Origin of the sequence: Pseudomonas sp. 28 E 9 (genome assembly GCF_900004785.1) — a bacterium.
GTDB lineage: Bacteria > Pseudomonadota > Gammaproteobacteria > Pseudomonadales > Pseudomonadaceae > Aquipseudomonas > Aquipseudomonas orientalis_A.
Map to the genome: position 1 here is coordinate 111,065 of NZ_CVTK01000026.1, position 17,124 is coordinate 128,188.

Sequence of the window (17,124 nt, forward strand, 5' to 3'; positions counted from 1 at the left end):
GCAGCAATCCTCTCTTATCAGACGCGTTCAATCGCCAGGGCCAGGCCTTGGCCCACGCCCACGCACATGGTCGCCAGGCCTTTGCGCCCGCCGGTTTTTTCCAGCTGGTGCAGGGCTGTCAGTACCAGCCGCGCACCGCTCATGCCCAGGGGGTGCCCCAGGGCGATGGCGCCGCCGTTGGGGTTGACCTGCGGCGCGTCGTCGGCGATCCCCAACTCGCGCAGCACGGCCAAGCCTTGGCTGGCGAAGGCTTCGTTGAGTTCGATCACGTCAAAATCGGTGACCGCCAGACCGAGGCGCTCCACCAGCTTGCGCACCGCCGGCACCGGGCCGATCCCCATCACGCGCGGGGCGACGCCGGCACTGGCCATGCCCAACACCCTGGCGCGGGCGGTGAGTCCGTGTTTTTTCACCGCGTCGGCCGAGGCCAGAATCAGCGCAGCGGCGCCATCGTTGACGCCCGAAGCGTTGCCGGCGGTGACGCTCTTGTCCGGGCCGTTGACCGGCTTGAGTCTGGCCAGGGCCTCAAGGGTGGTGTCCCGTGGATGCTCATCATGCTCGACCACGGTTTCGCCTTTTTTATGGGCCACCCGCACCGGCACAATCTCTTCGGCAAAGAAGCCGGCGGCCTGCGCGGCAGCGGTACGTTGCTGGCTGCGCAGGGCAAAGGCATCCTGGTCGGCGCGCGAAACATTGTAGTCGTCGGCGACGTTATCGGCGGTCTGCGGCATCGCGTCGACGCCGTATTGGGCTTTCATCAAGGGGTTGATAAAACGCCAGCCGATGGTGGTGTCTTCCAGCTTCATGGTGCGTGAAAACGCAGCATCGGCCTTGCCCATCACGAACGGCGCGCGGGACATCGACTCGACGCCGCCGGCAATCGCCAGCTCCATTTCGCCGCTGGCAATCGCGCGAAAGGCCGTGCCGATGGCGTCCATCCCCGAAGCGCACAGGCGGTTGAGGGTCACGCCGGGAATGCTCTCCGGCAGGCCCGCCAGCAGCAGCGCCATGCGTGCCACGTTACGGTTGTCTTCACCGGCCTGGTTGGCGCAGCCGAGGAACACTTCATCCACGGCGCTCCACTCCACCGTTGGGTTGCGTTCGATCAACGCCTTGATCGGCAGGGCCGCCAGGTCATCGGCGCGCACCGTGGACAGGCCACCGCCGAAGCGGCCGATGGGGGTGCGAATGGCGTCACAGATAAAGACATCGCGCATCAGGCTTCTCCCGGTGCTTGGCCATGGGCGGCTGCGGTGCGTGCTTCGAGGTCACGCAGGGCGCTCAGCTCAACCTCAGTCGGTTCGGCGGTCACCTCGACCTGGTCGGCAAAACGAATGGCCCAGCCGGTCGCCGCGACCACTTGCTCGCGGGTCACCCCAGGGTGCAAGGCCGTGACCACGAACTCATGGCTGCCCTCCTCCGGCTCCATGATGCACAGGTCGGTAATGATGCCGACCGGACCGGCCCCTGGCAGCCCCAGGCGCTTACGCGAATCCCCGCCTTCGCCGTGGCCGACCGAGGTGATGAAGTCCAGCTTGTCGACAAACGAACGGGACGACTGTTTAAGGATGATCAACACGCTTTTGGCGGAACCGGCAATTTCCGGAGCGCCGCCAGCACCCGGCAAACGCACCTTGGGCTGGTGATAATCGCCGACCACGGTGGTGTTGATGTTGCCGAAACGGTCGACCTGAGCCGCGCCGAGAAAGCCGACGTCGATGCGCCCGCCTTGCAGCCAGTAGCGGAAGATTTCGCCGGTGGGCACCACGGTATCGGCCGTTTCCGCCAACTCACCGTCACCGATGGACAGCGGCAACACCGAGGGCTTGGCGCCAATCGGGCCGGACTCGTAGATCAGCACCACGTCAGGCGAGGAGGTCAGGCGCGCCAGGTTGGCCGCCTTGGACGGCAGGCCGATGCCGACGAAGCACACCGAGCCATTCTTGAGGCGGCGCGCGGCGGCGACGGTCATCATTTCATTGGTGGAATAGGTCATTACTTGGCCTCCTGCGCGCTGGCCAGCCTGGCCTGGAACTCGCTGAAATCAGCAGTGCCGTGGATGTATTCGTCGATCCAGGCGGTAAAGGTCCCACGGTCGCGGGCAATCGGGTCCCACGCCTGGTAGAAACGGTTATCCCGCTCGTTGTAGCCATGGGCGTAGGACGGGTGCGCGCCACCGGGCACATGGCACACGGCGGTCAGGGCCCAGGTCGGCAATACGCAGCTGTTCATCGGCGCGTTCAGGTCGTCGACGATTTCCTCGACGGTGACGATGCAGCGCTTGGCCGCCAGGGCCGCTTCCTTCTGCACGCCAAGAATGCCCCATAGCAGCACGTTGCCCTTGCGGTCGGCCTTCTGCGCATGGATTACCGTGACATCCGGGCGTACCGACGGGACGGCCGCCAGCACTTCGCCAGTAAACGGGCACGTGACGGTCTTGATCAGCGGGTTGACCTTGGGCAAGTCGGAACCGGCGTAGGCCCGCAGCACCGCAAACGGCAGGCCGGAGGCGCCGGCGACGTAGGCGTTGGCCAGGTCGGCATGGCTGTGTTCTTCGATCTCCAGCGGCTGCGGCCACTGCTTTTCCACCGCGTCGCGCAGACGATGCAGGGAACCCACGCCCGGGTTGCCGCCCCAGGAGAAAATCAACTTGCGCGCACAGCCGGCGCCGATCAACTGGTCGTAGATCAGGTCAGGCGTCATACGCACCAGCGTCAGGTCTTTCTTGCCCTGACGAATGATTTCATGACCTGCGGCGGTGGGGATCAGGTGAGTGAAGCCTTCGAGGGCGACGGTATCGCCGTCGTTCACGAAGCGCTTGACCGCATCGCGCAGGGTGAGAATTTCAGCCATGGGGTTGGGCTCCCGGTGTTGATCGAAAAAGGCGCTGAGGGGGGGCGCCGAAGTGCTTGAAGATTAAGCCGGGGGAATGGGCCGAACAATCCGATAATCGACTCAGTGTTCGATTATCGAACGCATTGTTGCCTGGCTATTTTTTTTGAAACAACGCGATCAACTGTGGGAGGGGGGAACCCTGATGCCAGTCTGTAGGAGCGAGCTTGCTCGCGAAAAGCTCACAGGCACCGCGTTCATTCAGAAAGCACGCGTTATCGTTGACGTTTTTCGCGAGCAAGCTCGCTCCTACAGACAGGCATCAGGGCGTGCCCCCCTCCCACACTTTTAACCTCGCCAGAGATCAGGTCGCATCGGCGTGGCTGACCATGCCCTTGATCAGCACCGCTGCGGTGGCCAACCCCGCCGGAATCACCAGCGCCGTCAGCACCTGCTCGAAGTTCCAGCCCAGGCCCAGCAAGGTCGCGCCCATCCACGCACCGAGAATCGCGCCGAAACGGCCAATGCCGAGCATCCACGACACGCCGGTGGCGCGGCCCTGGGTCGGGTAGAAGCGCGCAGCCAGGGAGGGCATCGCCGATTGCGCACCGTTGACGCACATCCCGGCAATCAGCACCAGAGTCGCCAACAGGGTGATATTGCCCAGGCTCTGCCCGACCGCGTAGGCAAATACCCCCGCCAACAGGTAGAAGGTGCCAATCACTTTGTGCGGGTTGAACCGATCCATCGCCCAGCCCACGCCGACGGCGCTCAATACGCCGCCAAACTGGAACAAGGCGCCGATAAAGGCGGCCTGCTCCATGCTGGCGCCACTGTCGCGCATCAGGGTTGGCAGCCAGCTGGTGAGCAGGTACACAATCACCAGGCCCATGAAATAGGTGAGCCACAGCAGCAGCGTGCCGGCGCTGTAGGTACCGGAAAAAATCACCGCGAACACGTTGCGCGCCTTGACGGTCTTTTGCTCCGGCACGCTGAAGTGAGTGGCCTGGGCGACAATGCCGGGGTCAATCGGGGACAGGGCCTTGCGTACCTTGTCGGTGCCACGGTTGCGCACCACCAGGTAACGCGCCGACTCCGGCAACCACACCAACAGCACCGCGCCCAGGATCAACGGCAGGATGCCACCGATCAGCAACAGGCTGTGCCAGCCGAAGGCCGGGATCAACTTGGCCGAGATAAACCCGCCACCGGCCATGCCCAGGTTGAAGCCGCAAAACATGCTGGTCACCAACAGCGACTTGTGCCGCTCGGGGGTGTATTCGGAGAGCAGCGTGGTGGCGTTGGGCATGCCTGCGCCCAGCCCCAGGCCCGTCAGGAAACGCAACACCAGCAGTTGGTCGACATTGCTGCTGTAGGCCGAAGCCAGGCTGAAGGCACCGAACACCAGCACCGCGCCCACCAGCACCACTTTGCGCCCGAAGCGGTCGGCCAGCGGGCCGGAACCCAGCGCGCCGAAGACCATGCCGATCAACGCGGCGCTCATCACCGGGCCGAGGCTGGCGCGGTCGATGCCCCAATCCTGGGACAGCGCGGGTGCGATAAAGCCCATGGCGGCGGTGTCGAGGCCGTCGAGGAAGACAATCAGGAAGCACAGGATCACCACGCGCCACTGGTAACGTGACAAGGGCTGGGCATTGATGAAGGACTGCACGTCCAGGGTAGAACCGACAGATGGCTGATTCATTATTTTTATTCCACACCGATGGCGGGCCAGCGACCTGGGGTCGCCATTATTATTGGAGCGCGCCCTGAAGCGCTGCCGCACATTAATAAGCCAGGGGAAACAGCGTCAATTGATCACGCCGGGTTCTGTGCGGTCACCGAACACTCAGGCAAACAGTTGCATGCTCAGCTCGCGACTGGCGCTGAGCATGCTCGGCAGGAACCGCTGCTCCAACTCGCTGCGGCTGACCCGCCCGGCATGGGTGCTGACATTGAGCGCGGCCAACACCTGGCCGGATGCGTCGTAAACCGGTACGGCGATCGAACGCAGGCCCTGCTCCAGTTCCTGATCGACGATGCACCAACCCTGCTGACGCACCTGTTGCAGGCATTCGAACAACGCTTCGGGCGTGGTCAAGGTGCGACTGGTCTTGGTTTGCAGGTCGGCGTGGTCAAGGTAATCCTGCAACGAGGCGTCATCCAGGGCGGCCAGCAGGATGCGGCCCATGGAGGTGCAGTACGCCGGCAAGCGCCCGCCCACGGAAAGGTCAACGGAAATCAGGCGCTGAGTGGTGGCCGAGCGGGCGATGTAAAGAATGTCGTCGCCTTCGAGGGTCGCCATGTTGCAGGCCTCGTGAAGCTGTTCGCTCATGCGATCCAGGTAGGGCTGGGCCGACACGGCCAGGGGGGTCGACGATAAATAGGCGTGGCCCAGGGTCAGCACCTTGGGCAGCAACGAGTAGGTACGGCCATCGGTGGTGGCATACCCCAGCTTGATCAAGGTATGCAGGCAGCGGCGCACGGCGGCACGCGGAATTTCGGTGCGATGGCTGATCTGGGCGATGGTCAGGTGACGCTTGCGCTCCTGAAACGCCTGCACCACGGCCAGGCCACGGGCCAGGGAGGTCATGAAGTCCGGATCACCGGTGAACGCCTGGATGCGCTTGGCCGGTGATGCCACGATCGGCGGCGCCACCGACGCGAAGGAGTTGCGCAATTGATCGTTCATTTCAGGGATCCTTTTTCTTGTTTTCAACCACAGAAGGGCTGGCTGCTATTACAAGCCGCACGGTTAGCGATGCACAAGGCAAGGGCGGCAACATTGGGCGATTATCGGACGATGATGCGATTATCGCAATTCTCGGTTGCCGGGCCCGCTACAGCGCGTTGCCCGGTAAAAAACGGCTGTTTTGGGGGTATATGTTCAGCCAACACTTACGCTGTGATGTAACAAAACTCGCACATGAAGTTGAGACTTTTTAAATTTATGCCGATAGCGTTCTTCAAATGCGTCGCTATAATGCAGCCTGTACAGAGGTCAGCCCAATTCGGTTATTGGGATCGGAGCTCGCCCGGCGCCGCATCCCGTGCGCAGGGTCGATTAAAGCAGTGGATTGAAAAAGCGATCTCAGGTCCCTACTTAAACTTGAACAGGGCGTCTGTTGAAGTATGTACACCCGAGGCGCCTTTTGGCATGAAGTTGTACCCTTATTAAACCCAACTCAATTAGGTAACACTGTGACGAAAGATGAACTGCGCGCGGAACTTGAGCGCCAGGAGCAACGTTACAAGGACGTTTACGGCGGGGAAGTCACCACCTACGCCGCCCAGCCTGAGCCGGAACGTAAGCCCTGGCGCAAGCGCGCCAGCCTGCTGGACCAGGCGTTCGCCCAGGAAATCCAGAAGATCGAGCAAGAACTCAAGGCCGAAGAGCCCTAGGGCGAGTTGAGCCTCCAGGCTTTACGGTCGGCGCCGGTCATCACCTGCGAAGGGCAGCGACCTTCAAAACCACTGGTCGGCGCCCTACTGCTGCTAACGAAATTTCATACAAATGTTTCACACATGACATTTTTGTGTCGAAACCGTGTTTTTTCGCGCCCTGGCTTTACAAATCAAGCACTTGCCAAAGCCCCGAAAACCCTGGGATGCGCCTGCGCAGGCCGGTTTTTTTCACGCCAGATTGTTACCGATGAGCAGCTAATGCATCGATTACCGAGGTTTTCTGGCATAATCGCGCCCCCTTACGACCGGGTCAGAAAACCTTCATGATCGATTTATTCAGCGGACTGGATGCTTGGGTTCTAGTGAGCCTGTTGCTCGCCCTGGCCTTTGTCCTCGCCTTCGAGTTCATCAATGGCTTTCATGACACCGCTAACGCGGTGGCCACAGTCATCTATACCAAGGCCATGCCGCCGCACCTGGCGGTGTTCTTCTCCGGGGTGTTCAACTTCCTCGGCGTGTTGCTCGGCGGTGTGGGTGTCGCCTACGCCATCGTGCATCTGTTGCCGGTGGAGTTGCTGATCAATGTGAACACCGGCCATGGTTTGGCGATGGTCTTCTCATTGTTGGCGGCGGCAATCACCTGGAACCTGGGCACCTGGTACTTCGGTATCCCCGCCTCCAGCTCCCACACGCTGATCGGTTCGATCCTCGGTGTGGGCCTGGCCAACGCCCTGATCAACGATATTCCCCTGGCTGACGGTGTGAACTGGCAGAAAGCGATCGATATCGGTGCGTCCCTGGTGTTCTCGCCGATGGCCGGCTTTCTCGTCGCAGCCCTGGTGCTGATCGGCCTGAAGTGGTGGCGCCCGCTGTCGAAGATGCACAAGACCCCGGACCAGCGCCGCAAGCTTGACGACAAGAAGCACCCGCCGTTCTGGAACCGCCTGGTGCTGGTGATTTCGGCCATGGCGGTGAGCTTCGTGCACGGCTCCAACGATGGGCAAAAAGGTATCGGCCTGATCATGCTCGTGCTGATCGGTATCGTGCCGGCGCAGTTCGTGCTCGACCTGGGAAGCACCACCTACCAGATCGAACGTACTCGCGATGCCACCGTGCATTTGAGCCAGTTCTACCAGCGCAACAATGCCACGCTCGGCGAGTTCCTGGCCCTGGGCAAAAGTGTCAAGGACGATCTGCCGGGCAAGTTCCAATGCAACCCGCAGCAGACCGAGCCGACCATCAACGCGCTGGTTGATACGCTCAAAGGTGTTTCCGACTACCACGCGTTGAGTGCCGACCAGCGCATCGAAGTACGTCGTTACCTGCTCTGCCTGGACGATACCGCCAAGAAAGTCGGCAAGCTGCCTGGCCTGGATGCGCGTGAAAAGTCAGACCTCGACAAGCTGCGCAAGGACCTGACCGCCACGACCGAGTACGCGCCGTTCTGGGTGATTCTCGCGGTCGCACTGGCCCTGGGCCTGGGCACCATGGTCGGCTGGAAACGCGTGGTACTGACCATCGGCGAGAAGATCGGCAAGCAAGGCATGACCTATGCCCAAGGCATGTCGGCGCAGATCACCACCGCCACCATGATCGGCTTCGCCAATATCTTCGCCCTGCCGGTGTCCACCACCCACGTGTTGTCTTCCGGCGTGGCCGGCACCATGGTCGCCAACAAAAGCGGCCTGCAAGGCGGCACCGTCAAGACCATCCTGATGGCTTGGGTATTGACCTTGCCGGCAACCGTAGGCCTCTCGGCCGGGTTGTTCTGGCTGGCGTCCTGGGCGCTGGGCAGCTGATCAGTCGCCTGCAATGAAGAAGGTGCGATTCGCGAGAATCGCACCTTTTTTATGGCCTGATGATCGCTCCCACGCTCTGCGTGGGAACGATAGGCAAAAAAAAGGGCGACCGAAGTCGCCCAAAATGCCTTGCGTGCCCTGTAATCCGGAAAAACCTAGGGTTTTTTACGCTTGTTCGCGTCTTTCCAGATAAAAAATCCGAATCCAACAAAAAACAGCACCATGAGGCTTACGGTCAGCACTCCGGCAAATACCACATTATCGATAAACATGACCGGCCTCCTGCACTTGCCCTGTTGCGATAGGGCTAAGTTAATGGAGAAGGCGGAATGGAAAATTGACGGGGATCAATGTCGCCCGCGACGGGGCGTAAAGAAGGGCAATAACTGACCTGGATCAATCCAGGCAAGTTGATTCAACGTTTTTTCGGCTTGTTCTTCGACTTCTTCTTGGCTTTACCCAGGGGCATCGCCTGTTCAAACGCCTGACGCACTTCGTTCAGGCGCTTGTCATTGAGGTCATGCACGCGCTTGGCGCGTTCGGCATTCAGGTCGATCAGCTTGTCGTCGTCACTCATGGCTTGGCTTACGTAATGGCGGGAATGTCCAATAATGCGGTCTCCCGCGCCCGACGGCAAATCAGCGGGCGACAAAACGCAGGGCATCGACCAGAATCGGCACCTTCCTTCCTCCCCAGGAGACGCAACCCGGTGGCATTGCACAAGGACCTTCCTCCGTTGCTGGCCCTGCGCGCCTTTGAGGCTGTGGCGCGGCACTTGAGCTTTATCAAGGCGGCAAATGAGTTGTCGGTAACCCAGAGCGCCCTGAGCCACCACGTGCAGAAACTTGAGCAACACTTGGGCAAACCGCTGTTTATCCGGCGCACACGTGCGATAGATCTGACGGTGGACGGCCAGCATTACTACAACGAAATCCGCCCGGCTCTGGATGCCATTGCAACCGCCACCCGCCACCAAAAAGCAGTACCCGGCCCCAGCCTGTTGCGCGTCGGCTTGCTGGCGTCCTTCGCCACGCTGTGGCTGGCACCGCGTCTGGCCGAGTTTCTCAATCGCTACCCGCATGTCCAGGTTGAATTGCTGCCCGCCATTCAATTGGCCAACGTCGCCGGTGCCGAGGTTGACCTGGCCATCCGTTACGGCAAGGGCGACTGGCCCGACGTGCACGCCACGCGACTGATGACCGAAACCCTGTCACCGGTATGCAGCCCGGCCTTCAAGGCCGGCCAATCCCACGATAGCCCGCTGTTGATGGCCACCTCACACCGCCCGTTCGAGTGGACGGATTGGTCGCAGCATTATCAGGTCGACCTCGAGCGCCACCCTCGCGTGATGCTGCATGACTACAACATCGTGGTCGAAGCCAGCGTGGCCGGCCAGGGAATCGCCATGGGCCGCCATCGCCTGATCCAGCGCAAGCTTCGCGACGGCAGCCTGGTGGAGGCATTCGACTGGCCGCCGTACCACAGTGAGATCGGCTACTGGCTGATCACGCCCCACAGCCCGCCGAGCGAAGCGGCAGCATGTTTCATTCAGTGGCTGCAGGAAACCTGCGCCGACGCATGATTTTTTTCGATGCGTCGATTGAGATCTATCCGTTTGTCGGCCACTCGTGCAGCCAACATGCTGGAACCTCCCCCTCAAGAGGTTGCATCATGAGCGACTCCATCCGTCAACGCGTACACGCCCTTGGCCTGACACTGCCGACTGCCAGCCAACCGGCGGCCAACTACATCAACCATGTCGTCAGCGGCAACCAACTCTTCATTTCCGGGCAAATTCCCCTGCTCGATGGCACGCCTGCCTACGTCGGCCGCGTCGGCGACACGCTGGATGATCAACAAGGCGCCCAGGCCGCAGAACTCGCGGCACTGGGCCTGCTCGGGCAACTGAGCGATGCCCTGGGCGATGACCTGTCGCGCGTGGTGCGCATCGTGAAGCTGGGGGTATTCATCGCCTGCACCGCCGATTTCCAACGCCAGAGCGCGGTCGCCGATGGCGCCTCGAACCTGTTGGTCAACGCCCTCGGTGACAAAGGCCAGCATGTGCGCACCGCCGTCGGCGTGAGCAGTTTGCCGGCGGGCGTGGCCGTGGAAGTCGACGCCATTGTCGAGTTGCAACCGTGACCCCGCTGGCCATCCGACAACTGCGAGCGGCCACGCCCGGCTGCCGGGCCGGCACCGTACACTTCAATCATGCCGGTGCTTCTCTGCCCAGCCAGGCCACCCTCGACGCCATCGTCGCGCAACTGCAACGCGAAGCCCAGGACGGTCCGATGGAAGCTGGCGAGCATGGCGCCGTGCTGGTGGAGCAGGCCCGTCACGCCGCCGCGCAATTGCTCAATGCGCCCGCGTCCTCGATTGCCTTCGCCAGCAGTGGCTCGACGGCCTGGAACCTGGCGTTCCAGGCCTTGGGCCCGTGGCAGCCAGGTGACCGCATTTTGGTCGGCCGGCATGAATGGGGCGGTAACCTGGCGAGCATGGCAATGGCCGTGCAAGCAGGTGCCCGAATCGACGTCATCCCCTGCGACGCGGCCGGCGCAGTGTGCCCGGTGGCGCTGGAGGCGATGATCGACGCCGACGTGAAGTTGATCAACCTCACCTGGCTGCCGGCCAACGGCGGCCTGATCAACCCTGCCCAGGCCATCGGCGAAGTGGCGCGGCGTCACGCCATCCCCTACTTTATCGACGCTGGCCAGGCGCTCGGCCAGGTGCCTGTGGATGTACAGGCGCTGCACTGCGATGTGCTCAAGTGCGCCGGCCGCAAGCACCTGCGCGGGCCACGGGGCACGGCACTGTTGTATGTAAGGCCGGCGTTTTTGCAGCGCCTGAATCCTGCCCAGCGCGATGTGTTTTCAGCCCCCTGGACCGCCGCAGGTTTCGATGTGCGCAACGACGCGCGGCGCTTCGAAACCAGCGAAGCGTCCTTTGCCTTGCTGGCCGGACTCGGCAATGCCTTGCAGGAGATCAACCAACTGGGGATCGAGCAGGTATGGGAAGGCGTCTCGCGCACCAGCGCGCGAATCCGCGAAGGGCTGCGCCAGATCCCGGGGATTTCCTTGCATGACATGGGCACGCTGCAGTCCGGACTGATCGCCTTCAACCTGACCGGTTGGGACGCCTTCGAACTCAAGCAGCGCCTGGGCTTGCAGCGCATCAACATCGGCGCCAACGGTGTGGCCTACACTCCACTGGACATGCAGGCGCGCGGGTTGAACAGCATTGCGCGAATCTCCGTCAGCCCACTCAACGACGACCGGGACTGCGCGTTACTGCTGGAGGCCTTGCGAACACTGCGCGACTAAACCTCGATGTCGACCCACAAGCCCTGGCGCGGCGCGTCTTCAATCAGCGGCGCCACGGGCACGGTGTTGTCGGCGTTGAGCAGATCGCCGGGAATCGGCAGGTGCTGCTCAGGGTCGTCGCCGGCTTCACGCTGACGTTTTTGCTGCTCTTGCTGGCGGCGTTGTTCCTCGCGCAGCAGAAAGGTCGACTGCTCCGCATCGCCCTTTTTCAGGTCGATGGTGCTCTCGTTGGAGCTCGGTTGAACCGGCACGACGGGCGGGATATCCGGCTTCTGGCGCACCGGATCGAGTTGCGACGTGACCGGCACGACACTGACGGGCAGCATGGGTGGCAACATAATCTTGATTCTCCTGATCAACAGGCTGTCGGCGCCCCCCAGGGCGACTTGAGCGCGCGCTCGCCAAGCTGTGACCCAGTCGACAGTTGTGAGTGCCCGCCACCCGTCGATTTAGCCGGCGGGCGTGCGCACCAACCCAGTAGTTTTCGTCAGAGTCCTTGGGCGTGGGGCCTTGTTCCGTTAAGATAGTCGGCTTTTTCACGGCGGGAGTCAGGCAGCATGGCGCAGCAGTATCAACCGGGGCAACGCTGGATTAGTGACAGCGAAGCAGAGCTGGGGTTAGGCACCGTTCTGGCACAGGACGGCCGCTTGTTGACCGTGCTCTATCCGGCCACTGGCGACACTCGCCAGTATGCGCTACGGAATGCGCCCCTCACCCGCGTGAGGTTTTCGCCGGGCGACAGCATCACCCATTTCGAAGGCTGGAAAATGACCGTACAGGAAGTCGACGACGTCGACGGCCTGCTGGTCTACCACGGCCTCAACGGGCAGAACGAGCAGGTCACCCTGCCGGAAACCCAACTGTCCAACTTCATCCAGTTCCGCCTGGCCAGCGACCGCCTGTTCGCCGGGCAGATCGACCCGCTGGCCTGGTTCTCGCTGCGCTACCACACCCTGGAACATACCAGCCGCCAACTGCAGTCCTCGCTGTGGGGCCTGGGCGGCGTGCGTGCGCAACCGATCGCGCACCAACTGCACATCGCCCGCGAAGTCGCTGACCGTATCGCGCCACGGGTATTGCTGGCCGACGAAGTGGGCCTGGGCAAGACCATCGAAGCGGGCCTGGTGATCCATCGTCAGTTGCTCTCGGGCCGCGCCAGCCGCGTGCTGATACTGGTCCCGGAAAACCTGCAGCACCAGTGGCTGGTGGAAATGCGCCGCCGCTTCAACCTGCAGGTCGCACTGTTTGACGAAGAACGCTTTATCGAAAGCGATGCCACCAACCCGTTCGAAGACACTCAGCTGGCGCTGGTCGCCCTGGAATGGCTGGTGGACGACGAGAAGGCCCAGGACGCACTGTTCGCGGCCGGTTGGGACCTGCTGGTGGTCGACGAAGCCCACCACCTGGTGTGGCATGAAGACAAGGCCAGCGCCGAATATTCGCTGGTCGAACAACTGGCCGAAGTGATTCCCGGCGTGCTGCTGCTCACCGCCACCCCGGAACAACTGGGCCAGGACAGCCACTTCGCGCGCCTGCGCCTGCTCGACCCGAACCGTTTCCACGACCTGCACGCCTTCCGCGCCGAGAGCGAGAACTACCGCCCGGTGGCCGAAGCCGTGCAGGAGCTGCTCGACAAGGGCCGCTTGTCGCCTGCCGCGCACAAGACCATCCAGGGTTTCCTCGGTAACGAAGGCGAAGCCTTGCTGACCGCCGTCAACGATGGCGACACCGAAGCCAGCGCGCGCCTGGTGCGTGAGCTGCTCGACCGCCACGGCACCGGCCGCGTGCTGTTTCGCAACACCCGCGCCGCCGTACAAGGCTTCCCCGAGCGCAAGCTGCACGCCTACCCGCTGCCGAACCCGGACGAATACATGGAGTTGCCGCTGGGCGAACACGCCGAGCTGTACCCCGAAGTCAGCTTCCAGGCGCAACCGGACATCGAGGAAGAGCACCGCTGGTGGCGCTTCGACCCGCGTGTCGAGTGGCTGATCGACCAGCTGAAAATGCTCAAGCGCACCAAGGTCCTGGTGATCTGCGCCCACGCCGAAACCGCCATGGACCTGGAAGACGCCCTGCGCGTACGTTCCGGCATTCCGGCCACGGTGTTCCACGAAGGCATGAACATCCTCGAACGCGACCGCGCCGCAGCGTACTTCGCCGATGAAGAATTTGGCGCCCAGGTGCTGATCTGCTCGGAAATCGGCAGTGAAGGCCGCAACTTCCAGTTCTCCCATCATCTGGTGCTGTTCGACCTGCCGTCCCACCCCGACCTGCTGGAACAGCGCATCGGCCGTCTGGACCGGATCGGCCAGAAACACGTGATCGAACTGCACGTACCGTACCTGGAAACCAGCCCGCAAGAGCGCCTGTTCCAGTGGTACCACGAAGCGCTGAACGCGTTCCTCAATACCTGCCCGACCGGCAACGCCTTGCAGCATCAGTTCGGCCCGCGCCTGCTGCCGCTGCTGGAGAACGCCGACGACAGCGAGTGGCAAGCGCTGATCGACGAGGCCCGTGCCGAGCGTGAGCGTCTGGAACAGGAACTGCACACCGGCCGCGACCGCTTGCTGGAACTCAACTCCGGCGGCGCCGGTGAAGGCGATGCGCTGGTCGAGGACATCCTCGAGCAGGACGACCAGTTCGCCCTGCCGATCTACATGGAGACCCTGTTCGACGCCTTCGGCATCGACAGCGAAGACCATTCGGAAAACGCGCTGATCTTGAAACCCAGCGAAAAGATGCTCGACGCCAGCTTCCCCCTGGGCGACGACGAAGGCGTGACCATCACCTACGACCGCAACCAAGCGCTGTCGCGTGAAGACATGCAGTTCATCACCTGGGAACACCCGATGGTGCAAGGCGGCATGGACCTGGTGCTGTCCGGCTCCATGGGCAACACCGCCGTGGCGCTGATCAAGAACAAGGCGCTCAAGCCGGGCACCGTCTTGCTGGAACTGCTGTATGTCAGCGAAGTGGTTGCCCCGCGCTCGCTGCAACTGGGTCGCTACCTGCCCCCGGCGGCCCTGCGCTGCCTGCTGGATGCCAACGGCAATGACCTGTCCGGCCGCGTCTCGTTCGTGACCTTGAACGACCAGTTGGAAAGCGTGCCGCGCGCCAGCGCCAACAAATTCGTACAGGCCCAGCGCGACCAGTTGACGCCGCGCATCAACGCCGGCGAAGAGAAAATCGCCCCGCGTCACGCCGAGCGCGTGGCCGAGGCCAAGCGTCGCCTGGCAGCCGACACCGACGAAGAACTGGCGCGCTTGACCGCCCTGCAAGCGGTCAACCCGACCGTCCGCGACAGCGAGTTGGTCGCCCTGCGCAACCAGCGCGAGCAAGGCCTGGCCATGCTCGACAAGGCCGCGTTGCGACTGGAAGCGATTCGAGTGCTGGTGGCGGGTTGATCACTGCCTGCTGAAAAAGAAAGGCCCGCACACAATGCGTAATGCCGTTCAGTTAAGCGTACATCGCCCTCTGTAGGAGCGAGCTTGCTCGCGAAAAACGTCAACGATAACGCGTGATTCCTGATTGAACGCGGCGCCTGTGGTTTTTCGCGAGCAAGCTCGCTCCTACAAAAAGCCTTAACTGAACGGCATTACGCACACAATGCGGGCCTTTTTTATAAGCCTTCAGCGCCTCATCGGCGCATAGGTATCTACACAACTTCGCAGCCTACACCCGCCAACACTAACCACGATGCGAAGCGAGCCGCTCTTGCTCTTGCTCTTGCTCTTGCTCTTGCTCTTGCTCTTGCTCTTGCTCTTGCTCTTGCTCTTGCTCTTGCTCTTGCTCTTGCTCTTGCTCTGGCTTTTGATCTTAGGCGCCCCGTTAAACCACGCTGGCCGAACGCAGGCTTGAATCCGTGGGTAACCCGGCAGGACGCCGGGTTAGCCGCACTGGGCCAGGGATGGCCCATTGCGGCGGCCCACGGATTCAAGCCGGAGAGAGGGCACACCGAGCCTAGGCGAGGTGCCGAGTGGTGGGGCAAGAGCGTTTTGCTTACTTTTGCGCTTTTCAAAAGTGAGCCGCCGTTGGGCGGAACCCTAAGTGGCCGTTACCTCAGAAACGGATATGTACTCGGTCTGATCCAACATCCTGGTCGGCTCTGAGGCCGCCATCGGGGGCAAGCCCCCTCCCACATTAGGATCAGGATCGACACAGCACCCTGGTCGGCCCCGATACCCTCACCTCGGTCTCAAGCAGTCGCCGCAGCAGCCGGCACCTCCACCGCACCCAACCCCTCCTTCATCCGCCTGGCATCACGCACAAAACTGCGCGAAGCCTGAAACAAAAACAGCATAGTCAGAAACAACGCCACCGGGATCAGGTACATGGCGTCATGCAACCCCACCGCCTTATAAGCCTCGGTCATCTGCTCGGCCCCCGCCGCGTACATCGCCGCATGGGCAAAATGATCAGACAGCCCGCCCACCACAATCGGCCCCATCCCCCCACCCAGCAGATACAAACCGGCAAAGAACAACGCCATCGCCGTGGCCCGCAGACGCGGTTCAACCACGTCCTGAATCGCCGTGTACACGCAGGTATAGAAGTTGTAAGCAAACAACCAGCCCACGCTGAACAGCAAGACGAACACCCCGATCTCAATACGCCCGGCGTGCAAGGCCCAGGCGGTGGTGACCGTGGAGATGATCAGGCTGCACGCGGCGAACAGCAGCCGGCCATTGGCGACCCGCTGGTGGATCTTGTCGGCAATCCAGCCCCCCAGGGTCAGGCCCACCAGACCGGTCAGGCCGACGATCACACCGGTGGCCACCGCCGCCTCCTGCAAAGGCATCAGGAAGTAGCGTTGCAGCATCGGCACCAGGAATGAGTTGCACGCGTAGGTGGCGAAGTTGAAGCACAGCCCGGCCAGCACCAGCCACAGGAAGGTCGGCACCGCCAGCACACGGCGGATCGGACGGTCGACGCGTTCCTGGGACACTTGCACCGATTCCGCCGCGCCGCGTTTGGGCTCCTTGATGTAGAACATGAACACCGCGAGGATCAGCCCCGGCACCGCGGCAATAAAGAACGGCGCACGCCAGCTGTCGAACGCCTTGACCATCGCGCCGATGGTGAAGAATGCCAGCAACAAGCCCAACGGCAGGCCGAGCATGAAGATCCCCATGGCACGCGCGCGGCGGTGGGCGGGAAACAGATCGCCGATCAACGAATTGGCGGCGGGGGCATAGCTGGCTTCCCCGATGCCGATGCCCATGCGCACCAGCAGGAAGCTCCAGAAACTGCCAACCAGGCCATTGACCGCCGTCAGCCCGCTCCAGGCAAACAGGCCCCAGCCCATCAGTTTGCTGCGCGAACCCGTGTCGGCCAGGCGCCCCAGCGGCAGTCCGGCGATGGCATAAACGATGGTGAAAGAGGTACCGATGATGCCGAGCTGGAAGTCGCTCAGATGCCACTCCATGCGGATCGGCTCGATGATGATCGCCGGAATGGTGCGGTCAAAGAAGTTGAACAGGTTGGCGAGGAACAGCAGGAACAGAATGCGCCAGGCATTCGCCGCTTGGGTCGAGTTCTGCATGGGTCCGTCTCTTTATTGTTATGAGAGCTGCGATGCCCACTGCATCCTGCTCAGTAGCTGCAACATAGTCAGGCCGGCGGCGCTTGTCTGTAATGATTCGTAAAGCTGATAGGGCGTGATATCCCCGAAATTACGGGACTTTCCCTACGAAAATATATCTATGCGCCCCCCTTCCCAACGGCCACGGCCCAGATAGAATGGCGAGCCTTCCCGCAGTTCCCTTCCC

16 protein-coding genes are annotated in these 17,124 nt (G+C 62.1%); 7 read left to right on the top strand and 9 right to left on the bottom strand.

All coding sequences use genetic code 11. The features are described 5' to 3' along the window. Nucleotides 1-17: 17 nt before the first annotated feature. The 5 genes from pcaF to pcaR form a co-directional block, all read right to left on the bottom strand. Nucleotides 18-1,220 carry a 3-oxoadipyl-CoA thiolase gene (pcaF, locus tag BFQ00_RS05210; RefSeq protein ID WP_170827532.1) on the bottom strand — a complete coding sequence of 401 codons (1,203 nt, stop codon included), beginning with the start codon at nt 1,218-1,220 and terminating at the stop codon, nt 18-20. Next, entirely contained in the window at nt 1,217-1,996 is a 780-nt protein-coding gene (locus tag BFQ00_RS05215) for a CoA-transferase subunit beta (RefSeq protein ID WP_065886160.1), read from the bottom strand. Before BFQ00_RS05215 ends, pcaF begins: the two co-directional genes overlap by 4 nt. Next, a complete protein-coding gene (locus tag BFQ00_RS05220; protein ID WP_065886159.1) occupies nt 1,996-2,853 on the bottom strand; it encodes a CoA transferase subunit A in 858 nt (285 codons plus the stop codon). The genes BFQ00_RS05215 and BFQ00_RS05220 overlap by 1 nt, the downstream gene beginning before the upstream one ends. 343 nt (nt 2,854-3,196) lie before the next feature. After that, the gene (locus BFQ00_RS05225) at nt 3,197-4,537 is read right to left on the bottom strand and encodes an MFS transporter (protein ID WP_065886158.1); all 1,341 of its coding nucleotides are present in this window, start codon (nt 4,535-4,537) and stop codon (nt 3,197-3,199) included. A 144-nt stretch (nt 4,538-4,681) separates the two neighbouring features. After that, nucleotides 4,682-5,524 (bottom strand): pca regulon transcriptional regulator PcaR, encoded by an 843-nt coding sequence (pcaR, locus tag BFQ00_RS05230; RefSeq protein ID WP_065886157.1) that lies wholly within the window; start codon nt 5,522-5,524, stop codon nt 4,682-4,684. Between the two features lie 17 nt (nt 5,525-5,541). On the opposite strand from pcaR, the gene BFQ00_RS28930 reads away from it, so the two are divergent. From BFQ00_RS28930 to BFQ00_RS05240, 3 genes are all read left to right on the top strand, one after another. After that, nucleotides 5,542-5,778: a hypothetical protein gene (locus tag BFQ00_RS28930; RefSeq protein ID WP_130184174.1), complete on the top strand. Its 237-nt coding sequence runs from the start codon at nt 5,542-5,544 to the stop codon at nt 5,776-5,778. Nucleotides 5,779-6,033: 255 nt separating this feature from the next. Further along, complete coding sequence (locus BFQ00_RS05235) at nt 6,034-6,234, top strand: hypothetical protein (protein ID WP_003172389.1); 201 nt, start codon at nt 6,034-6,036, stop codon at nt 6,232-6,234. A 326-nt stretch (nt 6,235-6,560) separates the two neighbouring features. Continuing rightward, the gene (locus BFQ00_RS05240) at nt 6,561-8,036 is read left to right on the top strand and encodes an inorganic phosphate transporter (protein ID WP_057723136.1); all 1,476 of its coding nucleotides are present in this window, start codon (nt 6,561-6,563) and stop codon (nt 8,034-8,036) included. Between the two features lie 155 nt (nt 8,037-8,191). Here the strand turns inward: BFQ00_RS05240 and ccoM are convergent, their stop codons facing one another. Both ccoM and BFQ00_RS29575 read right to left on the bottom strand, forming a co-directional pair. Continuing rightward, a complete protein-coding gene (ccoM, locus tag BFQ00_RS30240) occupies nt 8,192-8,308 on the bottom strand; it encodes a cytochrome c oxidase subunit CcoM (RefSeq protein ID WP_017530457.1) in 117 nt (38 codons plus the stop codon). A 143-nt stretch (nt 8,309-8,451) separates the two neighbouring features. Further along, nucleotides 8,452-8,613 carry a hypothetical protein gene (locus BFQ00_RS29575; RefSeq protein ID WP_090408332.1) on the bottom strand — a complete coding sequence of 54 codons (162 nt, stop codon included), beginning with the start codon at nt 8,611-8,613 and terminating at the stop codon, nt 8,452-8,454. A gap of 132 nt (nt 8,614-8,745) precedes the next feature. Between BFQ00_RS29575 and BFQ00_RS05245 the strand changes: the two genes are divergently transcribed. The 3 genes from BFQ00_RS05245 to BFQ00_RS05255 all read left to right on the top strand — a co-directional run bounded on the left by BFQ00_RS05245 (nt 8,746) and on the right by BFQ00_RS05255 (nt 11,356). Continuing rightward, nucleotides 8,746-9,618 (top strand): LysR substrate-binding domain-containing protein, encoded by an 873-nt coding sequence (locus tag BFQ00_RS05245; RefSeq protein WP_065886155.1) that lies wholly within the window; start codon nt 8,746-8,748, stop codon nt 9,616-9,618. An 89-nt stretch (nt 9,619-9,707) separates the two neighbouring features. Beyond that, complete coding sequence (locus tag BFQ00_RS05250) at nt 9,708-10,178, top strand: RidA family protein (RefSeq protein WP_065932819.1); 471 nt, start codon at nt 9,708-9,710, stop codon at nt 10,176-10,178. Next, complete coding sequence (locus BFQ00_RS05255; RefSeq protein WP_065932820.1) at nt 10,175-11,356, top strand: aminotransferase class V-fold PLP-dependent enzyme; 1,182 nt, start codon at nt 10,175-10,177, stop codon at nt 11,354-11,356. The genes BFQ00_RS05250 and BFQ00_RS05255 overlap by 4 nt, the downstream gene beginning before the upstream one ends. Here BFQ00_RS05255 and BFQ00_RS05260 read toward each other — a convergent pair. Beyond that, a complete protein-coding gene (locus tag BFQ00_RS05260) occupies nt 11,353-11,694 on the bottom strand; it encodes an aspartate-semialdehyde dehydrogenase (protein ID WP_065932821.1) in 342 nt (113 codons plus the stop codon). The genes BFQ00_RS05255 and BFQ00_RS05260 overlap by 4 nt on opposite strands. Before the next feature lie 219 nt (nt 11,695-11,913). Here BFQ00_RS05260 and rapA point away from each other — a divergent pair, with 219 nt between their 5' ends. After that, nucleotides 11,914-14,760: an RNA polymerase-associated protein RapA gene (gene rapA, locus BFQ00_RS05265; protein ID WP_065932822.1), complete on the top strand. Its 2,847-nt coding sequence runs from the start codon at nt 11,914-11,916 to the stop codon at nt 14,758-14,760. A gap of 791 nt (nt 14,761-15,551) precedes the next feature. Here the strand turns inward: rapA and BFQ00_RS05270 are convergent. Then, nucleotides 15,552-16,898, bottom strand: coding sequence for a spinster family MFS transporter (locus BFQ00_RS05270; protein WP_065886150.1), 1,347 nt, complete (start codon nt 16,896-16,898; stop codon nt 15,552-15,554). Between the last annotated feature and the right edge of the window lie 226 nt (nt 16,899-17,124).